The 13615-nt window shown below is 69.5% G+C and carries 16 protein-coding genes; 7 read left to right on the top strand and 9 right to left on the bottom strand.

From position 1 onward, the window contains the following. Positions 1-969, bottom strand: a complete 969-nt coding sequence (gene hemC / locus OR37_RS08175; RefSeq protein WP_004618057.1) for a hydroxymethylbilane synthase — start codon at positions 967-969, stop codon at positions 1-3. 71 nt (positions 970-1040) lie between these two features. Here hemC and tsaD point away from each other — a divergent pair, with 71 nt between their 5' ends. The 6 genes from tsaD (at position 1041) to OR37_RS08205 (ending at position 6730) form a co-directional block, all read left to right on the top strand. Beyond that, positions 1041-2159, top strand: a complete 1119-nt coding sequence (tsaD, locus tag OR37_RS08180; protein ID WP_004618059.1) for a tRNA (adenosine(37)-N6)-threonylcarbamoyltransferase complex transferase subunit TsaD — start codon at positions 1041-1043, stop codon at positions 2157-2159. Next, complete coding sequence (locus OR37_RS08185; RefSeq protein ID WP_004618061.1) at positions 2156-3163, top strand: NAD(P)H-dependent glycerol-3-phosphate dehydrogenase; 1008 nt, start codon at positions 2156-2158, stop codon at positions 3161-3163. Before tsaD ends, OR37_RS08185 begins: the two co-directional genes overlap by 4 nt. Before the next feature lie 29 nt (positions 3164-3192). Next, positions 3193-3474, top strand: coding sequence for a YciI family protein (locus OR37_RS08190; RefSeq protein ID WP_004618063.1), 282 nt, complete (start codon positions 3193-3195; stop codon positions 3472-3474). Positions 3475-3480: 6 nt separating this feature from the next. Next, on the top strand, positions 3481-3846 hold the full coding sequence (locus tag OR37_RS08195) for a Rieske (2Fe-2S) protein (protein ID WP_004618065.1): 366 nt from the start codon (positions 3481-3483) through the stop codon (positions 3844-3846). Between the two features lie 43 nt (positions 3847-3889). After that, the gene (locus tag OR37_RS08200) at positions 3890-4684 is read left to right on the top strand and encodes a class I SAM-dependent methyltransferase (RefSeq protein ID WP_165570585.1); all 795 of its coding nucleotides are present in this window, start codon (positions 3890-3892) and stop codon (positions 4682-4684) included. A 249-nt stretch (positions 4685-4933) separates the two neighbouring features. After that, entirely contained in the window at positions 4934-6730 is a 1797-nt protein-coding gene (locus OR37_RS08205; RefSeq protein ID WP_035017117.1) for a methyl-accepting chemotaxis protein, read from the top strand. 29 nt (positions 6731-6759) lie between these two features. On the opposite strand, the gene moaC is transcribed toward OR37_RS08205, so the two are convergent. The 5 genes from moaC to moaA are packed head-to-tail and all read right to left on the bottom strand — an operon-like array spanning position 6760 to position 9526. After that, positions 6760-7230, bottom strand: coding sequence for a cyclic pyranopterin monophosphate synthase MoaC (gene moaC, locus OR37_RS08210; protein WP_004618070.1), 471 nt, complete (start codon positions 7228-7230; stop codon positions 6760-6762). Continuing rightward, complete coding sequence (moaB, locus tag OR37_RS08215) at positions 7227-7781, bottom strand: molybdenum cofactor biosynthesis protein B (protein ID WP_004618072.1); 555 nt, start codon at positions 7779-7781, stop codon at positions 7227-7229. Before moaB ends, moaC begins: the two co-directional genes overlap by 4 nt. Positions 7782-7784: 3 nt before the next feature. Further along, complete coding sequence (locus OR37_RS08220) at positions 7785-8234, bottom strand: molybdenum cofactor biosynthesis protein MoaE (protein ID WP_004618074.1); 450 nt, start codon at positions 8232-8234, stop codon at positions 7785-7787. Then, entirely contained in the window at positions 8231-8470 is a 240-nt protein-coding gene (locus OR37_RS08225) for a MoaD/ThiS family protein (protein ID WP_004618076.1), read from the bottom strand. Before OR37_RS08225 ends, OR37_RS08220 begins: the two co-directional genes overlap by 4 nt. A gap of 3 nt (positions 8471-8473) precedes the next feature. Beyond that, positions 8474-9526, bottom strand: a complete 1053-nt coding sequence (moaA, locus tag OR37_RS08230; protein ID WP_004618078.1) for a GTP 3',8-cyclase MoaA — start codon at positions 9524-9526, stop codon at positions 8474-8476. A gap of 29 nt (positions 9527-9555) precedes the next feature. Here moaA and OR37_RS08235 point away from each other — a divergent pair, with 29 nt between their 5' ends. Next, positions 9556-10182 carry a nucleotidyltransferase family protein gene (locus OR37_RS08235; protein WP_035017098.1) on the top strand — a complete coding sequence of 209 codons (627 nt, stop codon included), beginning with the start codon at positions 9556-9558 and terminating at the stop codon, positions 10180-10182. Positions 10183-10209: 27 nt separating this feature from the next. On the opposite strand, the gene OR37_RS08240 is transcribed toward OR37_RS08235, so the two are convergent. From OR37_RS08240 to OR37_RS08250, 3 genes are all read right to left on the bottom strand, one after another. Next, complete coding sequence (locus tag OR37_RS08240) at positions 10210-10434, bottom strand: hypothetical protein (RefSeq protein WP_004618082.1); 225 nt, start codon at positions 10432-10434, stop codon at positions 10210-10212. Between the two features lie 198 nt (positions 10435-10632). Further along, a complete protein-coding gene (locus OR37_RS08245; RefSeq protein ID WP_004618084.1) occupies positions 10633-12807 on the bottom strand; it encodes a xanthine dehydrogenase family protein molybdopterin-binding subunit in 2175 nt (724 codons plus the stop codon). After that, positions 12804-13334, bottom strand: a complete 531-nt coding sequence (locus tag OR37_RS08250) for a (2Fe-2S)-binding protein (protein ID WP_004618087.1) — start codon at positions 13332-13334, stop codon at positions 12804-12806. The genes OR37_RS08245 and OR37_RS08250 overlap by 4 nt, the downstream gene beginning before the upstream one ends. Between the last annotated feature and the right edge of the window lie 281 nt (positions 13335-13615).

The following is a 13615-nucleotide window of genomic DNA, read 5'->3' on the forward strand; positions in this document are numbered from 1 at the left end:
CTATTCCGGCGCCAGGATGGCGTCGCCGCCCTCGGCGCGGACCTCGGCGCCAAGCTTCAGGCCCAGGGCGCGGGCCTCGGCGACGTCGTCGGCGCCGGAGAGCACGACCTCGCCTTGGCGGCGGAAGCGCTGGGCGCCGTTGGGCGTCAAGGCCTCGACGATCATGGCCAGGCGCGCGCCGTCCAGCGTCGCCCGCGCGCCGATCGCCGTGCGGCACGAGCCTTCCAGAGCGAGGAGCGCCCCGCGCTCGGCGGCGACGGCGATGGTGGTCTCGCGACAACGGACGGCGTTCAGCCACGGCGCGTCGACATCCCCGGCTCGGGTCTCGATGACCAGGGCGCCCTGCCCCGGCGCCGGCGGACAGGCGTCGGGATCGAGCCAGCTCTGGGGCAGGTGGCCCAGTCCCAGGCGGTTCAGCCCCGACTGCGCCAGCAGGATGGCGTCGGCCTCGCCCCGCTCCAGCTTGGCCAGGCGCGTGTCGACATTGCCCCGGATCATGACGATCTCGAGGTCTGGCCGCAGGTGCAGGGCCTGGGCCTGGCGACGCAGCGACGCGGTGCCCAGGCGCGCGCCCTTCGGCAGGTCCTCGAGCCGTTCGCAGACGGTGCTGATGAACGCATCGCGCGGGTCCTCCCGCTCCGGCGTGGCGGCCAGAACGAGGCCGGGCGGCAGCTCGGCCGGCATGTCCTTCAGCGAATGGACCGCGCAGTCGATGCGGCCGTCCAGAAGCGCTTCCTCGATCTCCTTGGTGAAGAGGCCCTTGCCGCCGATCTCCATCAGCCGGCGGTCCTGGATGCGGTCGCCGCTGGTGACGATCGGGATCAGGGGCGCGGCGGCCTCGATCTCTTCCTTCGAAGCGTCGGCCGGAACGCCGAGCGCATGGGCGATCCGCGCCTGCATCAGGCCCGATTGGGCCAGGGAGAGCTTGGAGCCACGGGCGCCGATGCGGATGGGAGGTTGCCGGGACACGGTCGGAACGTTACCTGCGGAGACGAAATTTCATCTTCGCTGCTACAGGAGCGGCGGAAGGCCCGCAACATATGACAGTCCTTACGGAATCTGGCCTTAAGCCCTCGGGGCTCACCGTCCTCGGCCTGGAGACCAGCTGCGACGAGACCGCGGCCTCGGTCGTGCGCCGCGACGAGGACGGAACGGTCACGGTGCTGTCCTCGATCATCGGCACGCAGTTCGAGAAGCATGCGCCGTTCGGCGGGGTGGTGCCCGAGATCGCCGCGCGGGCCCACGTCGAGGCGATCGACGCGATCGCCGCCGAGGCCCTGCGCGCTTCGGGCCTCTCCTTCGCCCAGCTGGACGGCGTGGCCGCGACGGCCGGTCCGGGCCTGGTGGGCGGCGTCATGGTCGGCCTGGCGTTCGGCAAGGCCGTGGCGCTGGCGACCGGCGCGCCGCTGGTCGCGGTCAACCACCTGGAAGGCCACGCGGTCTCGGCCCGCCTGGGCGCCGACATCGCCTATCCGTTCCTGCTGCTGCTGGTCTCGGGCGGCCATTGCCAGCTGCTGGAGGTCGCCGGGGTCGGCGCCTGCAAGCGTCTGGGCTCCACGATCGACGACGCGGCGGGCGAGGCTTTCGACAAGATCGCCAAGGCCCTGGGCCTGCCTTATCCGGGCGGTCCAGCCCTGGAAAAGCTGGCCGTCGGCGGCGACGCGAGCCGCTACAACCTGCCGCGCGCCCTGCTGGGCCGCAAGGACTGCGACTTCTCGTTCTCGGGCCTGAAGACCGCCGCCGCCCGGATCGCCGAGACGCTGACGACCGACGACGAGCGCCGGGACCTGGCCGCCGGCGTCCAGTTCGCCATCGCCCGACAGCTGTCCGAGCGGGTCGACCGGGCGATGAAGCTCTACAAGGAAACACACGGACCAGAAGACCTGCGGTTCGTCGTCGCCGGGGGCGTCGCCGCCAACGGCGCGGTGCGCGCGGCCCTGCTGGCCGACTGCGAGAAGAACGGCTTCGCCTTCGCCGCCCCGCCACTGGCCTATTGCACCGACAACGCCGCCATGATCGCCCTGGCGGGCGCCGAGCGGCTGGCGCTGGGCCTATCGGACGATCTCGACGCCGTCGCCCGGCCGCGCTGGCCGCTGGACGAGGCCGCCGCCCTCGCCAATCCCATGAACGCCTACGGCCGCAAGGGAGCCAAGGCATGAGCGATATCAGGCGCTTCGCGCATGTGGGCGTCATCGGCGCGGGCGCCTGGGGCACGGCCCTGGCCCAGGTCTGCGCGCGCGCCGGCCTGCGGGTCTCCTTGCAGGCCCGAGAGCCCGAGGTCGTGGCCTCGGTCAACCAGACCCACGAGAACCTCGTCTTCCTGCCTGGCGTGCGGCTGGAACCGACGATCGAGGCCGTCGCCGAGCTCTCGGACCTCGGCGCGTGCGATCTGATCCTGGCCGTCGCGCCCGCCCAGCACCTGCGCGCGGCCCTGACCGCCTTTGGCCCGCACCGCCAGGCCAGCGCTCCGGTCGTGCTGTGCGCCAAGGGCGTCGAGCAGGGCACGCTGAAGCTGATGACCGAAGTGGCGGCCGAAGCGCTTCCGGACGCGCCGATCGCGGTGCTGTCAGGGCCCAGCTTCGCCGGCGAGGTGGCCCGCAACCTGCCCGCCGCCGTCACCCTGGCCTGCGCGGACGAAGCCCTGGGCCGAGAGATCGCCGAAGCCATCGCCACCCCGACCTTCCGCCCCTACACGGCCAACGACCTGATCGGCGCCGAGGCCGGCGGGGCGGTCAAGAACGTGCTGGCCATCGCCTGCGGCGTGGTCGAGGGCAAGGGCCTGGGCCGCAACGCCCACGCCTCGGTGATCACCCGCGGCTTCGCCGAGCTGACGCGCCTGGCCGTGGCCCTGGGCGCCCGGCCCGAGACCCTGTCGGGCCTTTGCGGCCTGGGCGACCTGGTCCTGACCTGCTCCAGCGCCCAGTCGCGCAACATGAGCGTCGGCATGGCCCTGGGCCAGGGCCTGACCCTGGACCAGGCCCTGGCCGGCAAGGTCTCGGTGGCCGAGGGGGTCGCCTCGGCGCCGGCCGTGCGAGCCCTGGCCCGCAAGCTGGGCGTCGAAACCCCGATCTGCGAGGCGGTCGCCGCGATCCTGGCCGGCGAGGTCGAGGTCGACGCCGCCATCCAGGGCCTGCTCTCCCGTCCCCTAAAGCCCGAAGCCTGAAACCCGAAGCCCGAGACAAGGATCACCGCATGGCCCTCTTCGCCATCCTCTGCAAGGACAAGCCCGGCGCGCTGGAAACCCGCCTGGCGACGCGCCCCGTTCATCTGGACTATCTGAACCAGTCCAAGGGCCTGAAGCTGGCCGGCGCCCTGCTGGGCGATGACGGCAATCCGATCGGCTCGCTGCTGATCGTCGAGGCCGAAGATCTGGCCGCCGCCCAGGCCCAGGCCGACAACGATCCCTTCACCGGAGCCGGCGTGTTCGAGAGCGTCGAGGTCCGACCCTGGCGCCTGGCGATCGGATCGCTTTAAGCCGCCTTGCGCGTCGATCCCGACAATCCCGCCCGCCCCGCGCCGGGCACGGCGCTTTGCGCGCTGGACGAGATTCCCTCGCCCGGCTCGAAGGGCTTCCGCTGGCGCGAGGGCGACGCCCTGTTCGCCGGTTTCGTCGTCCGCAGCGGCGAGCGGGTGGTCGGCTATGTCGACAGCTGCCCGCACGCTGGCTGGCCGCTCGCCGGTTTCGCCGGCCGCTATCTGACGCGCGAGAACGATCTGATCCTGTGCGCCGGCCACGCGGCCCTGTTCAGGATCGAGGATGGGGCCTGCGTCGCCGGTCCCTGTCCCGGCGACAGGCTTTTCCCGTGGCCGGTCGAGGTCCGCGACGGACTGATCGTCGTCGCGTGATCGCCGTTCCTTAAGACCTTTGCCCTAGCCTCCCTCGCGACCGATGGAGGAACGCGCCGTGGCCGACGGGACCGACATGCATTTCGACGCCGAGACGGTGACCCACCGCGCCGGCCTCGCCAAGCTGCGCTCGCTTACCAAGATCAATCCACGCCTCGCTCCGAACCTGGCCAGGACCCTGCTGGGCGGCCAGCGCGATCCGGGCGTTGTCGACGCCTTCAACGCCCACGCCGAACGGGCCGGCTTCGAGTTTACCTCGACCTGGGCCAGCAATAACATCCCGTTCGTGGCCCCGCTGCTGCGCGACTTCGCGGCCAAGCGGCCGGACGGCGAGACGATCCGCTACATGGAGATCGGCGCCTATGAGGGCCGCAACCTCGCCTTCATGGACTGGCTGCTGCCAAAGCGCCTGGCCGTCACCGTCATCGATCCGTGGTTCGACGAGGCCCTGAACCCGGAAGAGAAATACCACGCCGTGGAGCCGCGCTTTCACCGCAACATGGCGCGATGCGGCTTTAGAAGCCTTTCGACGCACAAGGGCTTCTCGACCTATGTGCTGCCCCAGATGCTGGAACGCGGCGAGCGGTTCGACCTGATCTATGTCGACGGAAGCCACACGGCCTTGGCGGTGCTGATTGATCTGTGCTTCTGCGCCAGCCTGCTCAGCGTCGGCGGCATGATGGTGCTGGACGACTATTGGCACGACATCAGCGAGATCGGCGGGCCGGGCGTCAAGCAGGCCGTCGACCAGTTCCACGCCGCGTTCGGCCGCTATTTCGAGATCGCCGCCGTCTACCGGCAGGTGGCGCTGGTAAAGACCAGCGAGATTCCCCGCTAGGCCACTTCCCGATACCCATGAAAAGGTCATCGGGCTAAAGATTCCATAAGCGACTGATTTAAAAAGACTTCATCCGCGCGACCGGCCAGGATCTTGGCGCGATTCACCTCGCCCCCGCGCCTCCCGAAATGCCACCAAGCAGTGTATCGCGACGTTTTGTCGCCCATTCCGAGCCGTCCTGGTTAGGAACCGTTAGACATGTTGGCCGGCATTCTTTCGCCTGATTTCGGCGTCGCGGGAGAATTCGACATGGCATCCCTGGGTCAGAAGGTGATGGGCGCCGCCGCGGGCGCGGCCCTTCTGTGCGCCGCGACGGCCGGAACCGGCCTTTGGGTGGCGCTCAGCCTGGACGACGCCCTTTCCCGTTCGGCGACCTCGGCCAAGATCCTGCGCCAGCACATGCAAGCCGACATGATGCACGACGCCCTGCGCGCGGATGTCATGGGCGCGATCATGTCGTCGGATCCGAACCTGAGCGTCGATATCAAGACCGTCCGCGCCGACCTCGCCGAGCACACCAAGACCTTCAAGGACGCGATCGCCGCCAGCAAGGGCATGGCGCAAGACTCGTCGGTGAAGGCGGCCCTGGCGGAGGTCGAGGCGCCGCTGGGAGCCTATATCGCCGCGGCCGGGGACATCGTCGGACGCGCCGACGTCGATGCCGCCGGCGCGCGCGCGAAATTGCCGGGCTTCGCCAAGCAGTTCTCGGCGCTCGAGGAGAAGATGGATCAGGCTTCGACCAAGATCGAGGCCGCCGCCAGCCACGACGGCCAGGCCGCCCGCACGATGAGCCTGACGGGCCAGGTCGTGATGGGCGCCCTGCTGCTGGCCGCCGCCGCCTTCGCCGCGGTGTTGATGGTCGCCGCGCGCAGGGGCCTGGTCTCGCCGCTGTTGGCGGTGACGAGCGCCCTGCGCCGTCTGGCCGCCGGCGACCTGAACGCAGCCCTGCCCAAGAAGACCGGCGGTGATGAGCTTGGGCAGATGACCGAGGCTTTGCACGCCTTCCGCGACGCCGTCGAGGCCCGCCAGAAGGAGCTGGAAGCCGCCGACGTGCGCGACGCCCTGGAGCGCGAGCGCCGCGAGGCCGAACGTCGCCGCGACGAGGCCGAAGCCGCCCAGACCGCCGTCGTGGACAATCTGGCGCAAGCGTTGCGACGACTGTCGGAAGGCGATCTTTCGCACCGGATCGATCGACCGTACCCCGACGGCTACGAGCGCCTGCGCGTCGACTTCAACGCCGCCGCCGAGAAGCTGTCGGCCGTCATCGCCGCGTCGCTGGAAGCCACCAGCATGATCCACGGCGGCAGCCGCGAGATCACCGACGCCGCCGACGACCTGTCGCGCCGGACCGAACAGCAAGCGGCCAGCCTGGAACAGACGGCCGCCGCGCTGGACGAGATCACCTCCACCGTGCGCAGGACCGCCGAGGGCGCCGGCCGGGCTCGGCAGGTGGTCGAGCGCGCCCGCGACGCCGCCGGGGCCAGCGGGACCATCGTCGATCAGGCCGTCGGAGCCATGGGCGCGATCGAGAAATCCTCCAACCAGATCGGCCAGATCATCGGGGTGATCGACGAAATCGCCTTCCAGACCAACCTGCTGGCCCTGAACGCCGGCGTCGAGGCCGCGCGGGCGGGCGAAGCGGGCCGCGGGTTCGCGGTCGTGGCCCAGGAGGTGCGGGCCCTGGCTCAGCGCTCGGCCGAGGCCGCCAAGGAGATCAAGACCCTGATCGCCGCCAGCGCCAGCGAGGTCGGCCTCGGGGTCGACCATGTCGGCAAGGCCGGCGAGGCCCTACGCCTGATCGCCGCCGAGGTCGAGCAGATCGACGACCTGGTCCGCGACATGGCCGCGTCGGCCCAGGAGCAGGCTCGCGGCCTGGCCGAGGTCAACACCGCCGTGAACCAGATGGACCAAGTGACCCAGCAGAACGCCGCGATGGTGGAACAGACCACGGCCGCCAGTCACGCCCTGGCGCGCGAGGCCACGCGCCTCGCCGAGCGGATGGCCGAACTTCGGATCAGCGAGGCGGCGCGCCGTCAGGCGGCTTGAAGTCAGCCTTCTTCAGGGAGGTTGGACGGTCAGTCCGCCGTCCAGTCGCCCGACTTGCCGCCGGTCTTCTCGCGCAGGCGCACCGCCTCGATGACCATGCCCTTCTCGGCGGCCTTCAGCATGTCGTAGATCGTCAGGCAGGCGACCGAAACGGCCGTCAGCGCCTCCATCTCGACGCCGGTCGGGCCCGTGGTCTTGACGCGGGCGGTGACGGCGAGCCCCCCGTCGGTCGGCGCGACCTCGACCGCGACCTTGGACAGCGCCAGAGGATGGCATAGCGGAATGAGGTTGGACGTTTGCTTGGCCGCCATGACGCCGGCCAGCTCGGCCACGGCGCGGACATCGCCCTTGCGACCTTGACCGGACACCGCCAGGTCCAGGGTCTCGGGACTCATCCGCACGAAGCCCGTCGCGACGGCCTCGCGGGCGGTCGCCGGCTTGTCCGAGACATCGACCATCCGGGCCCGGCCCTGATCATCGATATGGGTGAGCTTGCTCACGACTCCCGGAACCTCGGCATCAGCTCGACCATGTTGCAGGGCTTGTGACGGCTGTCGAGTTGAGCGGCGATCACCTTGTCCCAGCCGTCCTTCACCGCGCCGTTGCTGCCCGGCAGACAGAAGACCAGAACGCCGTCGATCAGCCCGGCCGTCGCCCGCGATTGCAGGGTCGAGAGCCCCACCGAGGCGTAGGACACCAGGTGGAACACCACCGAAAAGCCGTCGATCTTCTTGTCGAACAGCGGCTCCAGCGCCTCGACCGTGATATCGCGGCCGGTCAGGCCGGTGCCGCCGGTGGTGACGATGGCGTCGACGTCTCCACTCGCGATCCAGGCGCGGACCTGGGCCCGGACCTTGTCGATATCGTCGCGCACCACCGCCCGACCGGCGAACGCGTGGCCGGCGGCCTGGACACGCTCGATCAGAATCTGCCCGGAGGTGTCGGTCGCCTCGTCCCGGGTGTCGGAGACGGTCAAGATCGCCACGCGCACCGGCTTGAACGGCAGTTCGGGCTTGATCCCGCCGCCTGGCTTCAGAATCGCGTCCGACATTGGCTACTCCTGATCCCAGCGTGTGGCGTCGGTCCTATCGCGGTCCGTCGGCTCGATCCAGCGGACGCCGCCAGGGCCGTGCTCCTTCTTCCAGAAGGGCGCGCGGCTCTTCAGATAGTCCATCAGAAAGTCGCAGGCCTCGAAAGCCTCGCGACGATGACCGGCGGCCGTGGCGACGAAGACGATGGCCTCGCCCGGGGCGATGCGGCCAACCCGATGGACGATGACGACATCCTGCAGGCCGAACCGGCGCATGGCGGCGTCGACGATCTCGCCGATCGCGGCTTCGGTGAAGCCAGGATAGGCCTCCAGCTCCAGAACCGTCGCCCGCCCCTTCTCGGCGCGCGCCAGACCCACGAAGGTCGCGACCGCGCCGGTCTCCTCGCGCCCGGCGCAGAAAGCCGTCACCAGAGCGCCAGGCTCGAACGGCCGATCGGTCAGGCTGACGCTCATCCGCCGCTCATCGGGGGCAGGAAAGCGACCTCCGCGCCCGCCGTCAGCACGGCCTCGCCCCTGACCAGAACCTTGTCGACGGCGACCTGGACCCCGGGCCCGGCCAGCGCCTCGCCCAGCTCTGGATCGGCGGCGGCCAGGGCGGCGCGGAGACCGGCGAGATCGTCGGCCTCGATCCGGCGATCGCGCCAGCCGGCCTGATCGGCCAGACGTCCAAACAGGAGCACGCGCGCCATCGCTCAGCCCCCCGTCGTCGACATGTGGCGCGCCACGGCCGGACGCGGCGCGGCGATCTGGAAATCATGGCCCTGGGGCTTGGCTCCGATCGCCGCGAAGATCGCCGCCCGCAGCTCCGCGTCGCTGGCGCCGCCGCGCAGCACCGCCCGCAGATCGCTGGCGTCTTCGCGGCCCAGGCAGGTGTGCAGGGTGCCCGTGCAGGTCAGGCGCACCCGATTGCACGTGTCGCAGAAATTATGGCTCAGCGGCGTGATGAACCCCAGCCGTCCCCCCGTCTCGGCGACCCGAACATAGCGGGCCGGCCCGCCGGTTGCGTGCTGGATATCTTCCAGAGTCCAAAATGACGAGAGCTCGCGACGGACGTCCTTCAGCGACAGGAACTGGTCCGTGCGATCCTCGTCGACCTCGCCCAGCGGCATGGTCTCGATCAGGGTCAGGTCGCAGCCGCGGGCGTGTGCCCATTGGATCAGCGCCGGCAGCTCGGCGGCGTTGTCGGCCTTCAAGGCGACGGTGTTGATCTTGACGGCGACGCCGGCGGCCAGGGCCGCGTCGATCCCGGCCACGACGCGGGCCAGATCGCCGCCTCGCGTCAGCTCGCGGAACAGGTCGGGCTTCAGCGTGTCCAGCGAGACATTGATCCGGCGCGCGCCATATCGCGCCAAATCGTGGGCATGAGTCTCCAGCCGCGTGCCGTTGGTGGTCAGGGTCAACTCGTCCAGCGCGCCGGAGCGCAGATGGCGCGATAGGCCGGCGAACAGGTCCATGAAGCCTCGGCGCACCAGCGGCTCGCCGCCGGTCAGCCGCAGCTTGCGCACGCCCAGAGAGATGAAGGTCGAGGCCAGACGATCCAGCTCCTCGAGTGTCAGAACCTCCGCCTTGGGCAGGAAGGTCATCCGCTCGGCCATGCAGTAGCGGCAGCGCAGGTCGCAGCGATCGGTGACCGAAACCCGCAGATAGGTCACGGCCCGCCCAAAGCCGTCGACCAGAACGGGCCTGGACAGGCGGGGCGCCGTCGTCGAGACCGCTTGCGCGGCGCTGTCGTCATAGGGCGTCATGTGCGTTGGCAAGATAGGCGCTGGAGCCCGTGAAGCAAAGGGATACGACATCGCTGGAGGCCATCGTGCTGGCGGCGGGCCAGGGCGTCCGTTTCGGCGGCGGCAAGCTGCTAGCTCCGCTGGGGGACGGACCGCTGTTGGCCGGGGCGCTGCGCACCGCCTTTCAAGCGCCCGTCCGGCGCGTCCTGGTGGCGATCGGACCCGATCCGGCGTTGCGCCAGGCGGTCGAGGAGGTCGTCGCCCGCTCTGGAGCGACGGACCGTCTGGCGGTGGTCGAGATCGCGGACCCGTCGGAAGGCATGGGCGCGTCGCTGCGGACGGCCGCCCTCGCCCTGTCCCGCGACGCGACCGGCGTCTTCGTCCTGCTGGGCGACATGCCGGCGATCGACCCATCCACGCCAACGCGCCTCGCCCGAGCCTTCACCGCTCCGGACGACATCGTCGCGCCCACGCGCCTGGGTCGGCGCGGCCACCCGGTGTTGTTCGGCGCCGCCTGGTTTCCCGCGCTTCGCGGCCTGTCGGGGGACGAAGGCGCCCGGACGCTGCTGCGGGATGGAAGCATAGGCCTCAAGACCGTCGCGGTGGACGATCCGGGGATCCATCTCGACGTGGATCGCCCCGAGGACCTGGCGCGCGTCACGGACGCCGCCGTCTAGAGACTGTCCGCTTAAACCTAACGCGCTCTAATGCGAAGGCCGCTCCCGCGTGGCGACGATGCGCCGGATCTCGGTGACCAACGCCAGCGCCGCCGCCATATCGCCCCGCTCCTGCAAGGCGAGTAGCCGCGGGATCAGCATCATCAAGACCCGCCGACGGGCGGGGTCTAGCGCCGCGTAGCATCGCCGGAATTCGGCCAAGTCCTCGGCGTCGGCCAGCGCGTCGAGATCCGCCCCCAGCAAGGTCCTCATCGGCCGATCTCCAAACGGAAGACAGCGCCGGGCCCGCCGCGCGGAGTCGATCCGAATCGCGATCGCGCCGGAATCCGATCAGGACGCCTCCACTCAAGGGGCGTCGACCTCTCGAAATCGGTACTGTCACGCTTGACCATGCCCCAAGATGATCGGGGAATGGCCAATCGTCCAGCGAGAAGCGAAGCCTCTTTGCGATCAGACGTTGGATCGCACGAGCGGCAGGCGCGTGGTGGCGGTCTTGTTCAGGGCCAGCAGGGCGTTGGCCACGGCCGGACCGATCACCGGCGTGCCTGGCTCGCCCACCCCGCTGGGCGGATTGCCGGACGGCGCGATGTTGGTCTCGACGGTCGGCGCCTCATTGATGCGCAGCACGCGGTAGCGATCGAAATTGCTCTGGTCGACCTTGCCGTCCGTCAGGGTGACCTCGCCGTAAAGCGCCGCCGAGAGCCCGTAACAGGTTCCGCCTTCCATCTGCGCCGCGATCTGGTCCGGCGAGACGGCGACGCCGCAGTCGATGGCCGTCACGACCCGGCCAACGCGCGGGGCGCCGTCGACCAGCTTGACCTCGGCCACCTGAGCCACGACCGAGCCGAAGCTTTCGTGCACGGCCACGCCGCGCGACCAGCCCGCCGCCGGCGCCGGGCCAGCCTTCTCGACGGCCAGGTTCAACACCGCCAGATGTCGATCCGCGCCGGCCTTCGTATAGAGCGCCCGGCGATACTCGATCGGATCCTTGCCCGCCTTGGCGGCCAGTTGGTCGATCGTGTGCTCCATCACGAAGGCGGTGTGGGTCGCGCCGACAGAGCGCCACCACAGCACTGGCACGCCGGCGTCCGGGAGAGCGACCTGGGCGTCGACCACCGGCGTGGCCTTCAGATAGGGCGAGCCCTGCGTCCCCTCGATCGCCGTGCCGTCGGGTCCCTTGCCCGCCGGCATCGGCGAGCCCTTCATGATCGACTGAGTGACGATGCGGTGGCGCCAGGCGGCGGGATAGCCGTTCTTGTCCAGCACCACCTTGACCGCGTGCAGGGTCAGCGGGCGGAAGTAGCCGGCCCGCATGTCGTCCTCGCGCGTCCAGACCAGCTTCACCGGGCGGCCCTTGCCGACCTTCTTGGCGATATGGACGCACTCGGCGGCGTAGTCGGACTGGAAGTTGGCGCGGCGACCGAAAGAGCCGCCGGCGAACAGGGTCTCGATCTGGACCGACCCCGGCAGGCAGCCGACGATCTTGGCCGCGTTCAGCTGATCCAGGGTCTGGCCCTGCGAGCCGAAGACCATCTTCACGTCGGAGCCGTCGACGGAGGCGACGCAGTTCATCGGCTCCATGGTGGCGTGGGCCAGATACGGGAACTCGTAAGTCGTCTCGAACACTTGCTCGCCCTTGGCGGCGTCCAGCTTCGAGAGGTCGCCGCGCTGGTCGAACGGCTCCCACTTGGCCGACGAGTCCTTGCCCGTCAGCACCGCGCGGAAGTCCTCGGCGATCTTGGCCGAACCGCGCTTTTCGGCCTTGCCGTCGTCCCACTCGACCTTCAGCGCCTCGCGACCCATGCGGGCGGCGTAGGTGCTCTGGGCGACCACGGCCACGCCGGTCGGGATCTCGAAGACGTCGACCACGCCGGCCACCTTCTTGGCGTCGGCGGCATCGAAGCTCTTCAGCTTGGCCCCGAACAGCGGCGGATGGGCGACCACCGCCGTCAGCATGTCGGGCAGGCGGACGTCCTGGGTGTAGCGGGCCGTGCCGTCGCTCTTGGCCTGGGCGTCCTTGCGACGCACGCGGTCGGTGCCGATCAGGGTGAAGGTCTTGGGGTCCTTGAGCTTGATGTCGGTGGGCGGATTGACCTTGGCGGCGGCGGCCACCAGGTCGCCGAACGTCGCGGTCTTGCCCGACGTGTGGGTCAGGACGCTGTCCTTAACGGTGATCTCGCCGACCGCGACATTCCACTTGTTGGCGGCGGCCTGGACGAACATGGCGCGCGCGCCGGCCCCGGCCTTGCGCAGTTGGTCCCAAGAGTTGGAGATCGCCGACGAACCGCCGGTCAGCTGCGCGCCCAGGGCGCCATTGGCGTAGAGCTTGGCGTTGGCGGGCGCCTGCTCGACCTTGACCTTGCTCCAGTCGGCGTCCAGCTCCTCGGCGACGATGGCCGACAGGCCCGCGTGATTGCCCTGGCCGAACTCGATATGCTTGGACACGACGGTGACGACGCCGTCGGGGGCGATCTTGATGAATGGCCCGAACGCGCCGACCTCGACCTTGGAGCCGGCGCTCATGAGGTCGGCGGGCGAACAGCCGACCAGCAACGCGCCGCCGACCAGGGTCGAGGCGACGACCACGTCACGGCGGGTCGGCGCGGGCTTGAAGGGCGCGTTCATCGGCCAGCCCCCCGATGGGTCGCGCCCGAGGCGGCGACGATGGCCTCGTCGATATCGGCGTGCGGCTCGCCCATCGGCGGACCGGTCTCGGCCGCGTCGTGGATCGCCGCCCGGATCCGCTGATAGGCCCCGCAACGGCAGATGTTGCCGGTCATGGCGTTGTCGATGTCCTCGTCGGACGGGTGCTTGTTCCGCTCCAGCAGAGCCACGGCCGACATGATCTGGCCCGACTGGCAGTAGCCGCATTGGGGAACATCGTGGCGCACCCAGGCCTGTTGCACCGGATGCTGGCCGCCGAGGCCCTCGATCGTGGTGATCTTGGCGCTTCCGACCGCCTCGATCGGAGTCACGCACGAGCGGATCGGTTGGCCGTCCAGATGAACCGTGCAGGCGCCGCACTGGGCCATGCCGCAGCCGAACTTCGTGCCCGTCAGGCCCAGTTCGTCGCGCAGAACCCAAAGCAAGGGCGTGTCCGACGTCGCCTGTACGCTGACGGATTTGCCATTGATATCCAGAGTCAGGGCCATCGCGTTGTCGCCTCCCAGGCTTTCTCCCCACCAAACCTAACACTGTTCAATCTGGTCTTGGCCAGAGAAATTCGAAAAGCGCCGCTTCTAGAGCGTGACGCCGAAAGTGGGAACCGGTTTCGGCGCGAGTCACGCTCTAAGTAATTGATTTAGAGCCTCGTTATCGCGTCAAAACGATTAAGTTTTGACGCGCGAGGCTCTAGGGAACGCGCGAGGGATCAAAATCGCTTCGCGTCCGCGAAGGCGGGCGGGCGCCGTCTTCGAAACCCGCTATGCTCGCG

Source organism: Caulobacter vibrioides OR37, assembly GCF_000372645.1.
GTDB classification, from domain to species: domain Bacteria; phylum Pseudomonadota; class Alphaproteobacteria; order Caulobacterales; family Caulobacteraceae; genus Caulobacter; species Caulobacter vibrioides_E.